Annotated in this window: 2 protein-coding genes; both read right to left on the minus strand. The window is 69.7% G+C overall.

Annotation, left to right across the window (positions count from 1 at the left end; genetic code table 11):
- Window positions 1–1,299, minus strand: a 1,299-nt coding sequence (locus LG395_RS40835) for a condensation domain-containing protein (protein ID WP_225814639.1), incomplete at its 3' end; no start/stop codon positions are given.
- Window positions 1,296–2,944: condensation domain-containing protein (locus LG395_RS40840; protein ID WP_225814641.1), on the minus strand; the 1,649-nt coding region annotated here is incomplete at its 5' end. The genes LG395_RS40835 and LG395_RS40840, both read right to left, overlap by 4 nt.

A 2,944-nucleotide genomic window follows, 5' to 3' on the forward strand; every position in this document is an offset into this window, starting at 1 on the left:
GTCGCCGATGCGCGCCCCGGGCGACTCCACCACGGAGGCCAGCAGGCTTTCCAGGTGGCCGGCCATGCGCTCGACCGTCTCCGCGTCGAACCGGCCGCGGTCGTAGACGAAGCGGAACTCCAGGGCACGGCCGGCCGAGACGACGAGGGTCAGCGGGTACCCGGTGCGCTCGACACAGTTCACCAGGCGCCGGGTCAGCCCCTCGGGGAAGTCCGACGGCTTCTGCACCACCGGGTAGTTCTCGAAGACGAGGATGGACCGGAACAGCGGCTCGCCGCGCGGGATCCTGCTGTGCTTCTGCACGTCGACCAGGTGGCAGTACTCCCACTGCCGCATGTCCAGTTGCTCGTCCTGGAGGTCGCGCAGCCACTCGGAGACGACCAGGTCGCCCGTGAGCCGGCCGCGCACCGGCAGCGTGTTGATGAACAGGCCCATCATCGACTCGACGCCGGGCAGGTCGATCGAGCGGCCCGAGATGGTCGAGCCGAACAGCACCTCGTCCTGACGGCTGTACCGTGAGAGCAGGATCGACCACAGGCCCTGTACCAGCGTGTTCATCGTGACGCGTTGGGACTTGGCGTAGTCCCGGGCCCGCGCGAACAGCTCCGCGGAGGCGCACACCTCGAACTCGCCGACTCCCGTGTCACCGGTGTCCCGGTCGACGTGCAGGGCGGTGGGCTCGGTGACGCCCGCCAGGTACTCGGACCAGAACGTCCCCGAGTCGTCGTCCCGCCGGGAGTTGAGCCACTCGATGTACCGGCGGTACGGGACCGTCGGCGGCAGCCCGGCGGGAGTGCCGTCGAGCAGCGCGCGGTAGAGGGCGAACAGCTCCTTCTGCAGGATCTGCACGCTCCAGCCGTCGAGGAGGATGTGGTGGAACGACCAGACGACGATGCGGCGTTCCTCCGTCATGCGCAGCACGGTGACCCGGACCAGCGGGGCCCGTGAGAGGTCGAATCCCCGGGCCCAGTCCTGCGCCAGGAAGGCGTTCAGCCGCTCCTCCTGGCCGGACAGGCCCCGCAGATCCCGCACCTCGAAGGGGAGGGGGGCCCGGCGCTGCACCACCTGCACCGGTTCCGACACCCCCTCCCACACGAACGCGCTGCGCAGGATCGAGTGCCGGTCGACGAGTTGCTGCCAGGCGGCGCCGAACAGCGTCTCGTCGAAGGGTCCTTCGACCTCCTCCGTCATCTGCACCATGTAGGGGCGCGTGTCGGAGGTGTCCTCCAGCGAGTGGTACAGCATGCCGAACTGCAGGGGTGAGAGTCCGTAGACGTCTTCCACGTTGTGCGCGCTCATATCGAGAACCTCTTCAGGATCGCGGCCATGTCGGCGTCACCGACATCGGTGAGGGGGACACCAGGGGACTCCCTGCGGGCGTCGGCGGCTCCGTCGGCGCTGCCGGCGATCAGCTCCCGCAGGTGGCGGAGGACACCGTCGGCCAGGTGCTCGACGGTGCGCCGGTCGTGCAGCGCGGTCGAGTAGTTGACGTACAGGCCGAACGTGTCGCCCTCGACGGCGGCGGTCACGTCCAGCACGTTCCAGCGCATGCCGTCCGGGCTGATGGAGTGACCCTTGGGCTCTTCGGGACCGGCGTACCGTCCGATGCCCGGCAGGTCCCTGGTGAACTGCCCCAGGTAGTTGAAGTTCACTTCCGGAGTGGGCTGCCGGCGCAGTACGGAGGCCACGTCCTGGGCGCCGAGATGGCGCAGGATGCCGTAGCCGACGCCCTTGTTGGGGATCCGCGCCAACTGCTCGCGGACGGAGTCGAGCGAGGCCACCGCATCGGTGGCTCCTGGTTCCAGCCGCAGGGCGACGGGGAAGACGGACGTGAACCACCCCACCGTCCGCGACAGGTCCACGTCGGGGAACAGGTCCTCGCGGCCGTGCCCTTCCAGGCCGATCAGGGTCTCGTCGTCCCCGGTCCAGTCCCGCAGGGCGTGCGCCAGCGCGGTGAGCAACGCGTCGTTGATCCGCGTGTCGAAGACCCTCGGAACGTCCCGCAGCAGGGCACGGGTCTCCTCGGGGCTGAGCCTCGCCACGACGCCGGCGGCGGATCCCAGGTCGTTGCGGCCGTCCCGGTCACGCGGCACCCGGCCGGCCGGCTTGGGCTCGGACCAGTAGGCGAACTCGGCGCGCGCCTGCGCGGATCGGGCGAAGCCGTGCAGTCGCTGGGCCCACGACCGGAACGACGTCGTCTTCGCCGGCAGCTGGGGCGCGAGCCCCGCGGCCCGACGCTCGTAGCAACTGCCCAGGTCCTCCAGCAGGATCCGCCAGGACACGCCGTCGACCGCCAGGTGGTGCACCACGATGAGGAGCCGCTGCCCGCGCGTGGCCCCCAGCTCCAGCAGGGCGGCCCTCAGCAGCGGGCCCTTGGCGAGATCGAGGCTCCGCTGCGTCTCCTCCGCGACGTCCAGCGACACCGACGCCAGGGACTCGTCCGCGACACCGGACAGGTCGTGTACGTCGAGGATGCCGGTGTCCACGGTGTCGTCCAGGTACTGCCGCCAGCCGTCGGCCTCGTCCGCGCAGCGCAGGCGCAGCGCGTCGTGGTGCTCGATCAGGTCGGCCAGCGCCAGACGCAGCACCTCGGGGTCGAGTCCGTCGGTGACCAGGAGTTCGGCCTGGTTGAAGTGGTCGAACGCCGGCAGGTCCTTCTCGAAGAACCAGTGCTGGATCGGCGTCAGCGGGACCTCGCCCACCACGCGGCCCTGCTCCGCGTCGACCGGCGTGGCCGTACCGGCCTGTGCCGCGATCTCGGCGATCGTCTGGTGCTTGAAGATCAGCCGCGGAGTGAGGTGCACACCGAACTTCTTCGCCCGGGCGATCATCTGGATGCTGATGATCGAATCGCCGCCCAGTTCGAAGAAGTTGTCGTGGATTCCGACGGTGTCGATACCGAGGATCTCCGACCAGATCGCGGCGAGGGTGCGCTCGACGTCCG

It is taken from the genome of Streptomyces spinosus (assembly GCF_020400655.1).
Taxonomy (GTDB): Bacteria; Actinomycetota; Actinomycetes; order Streptomycetales; family Streptomycetaceae; genus Streptomyces; species Streptomyces argyrophylli.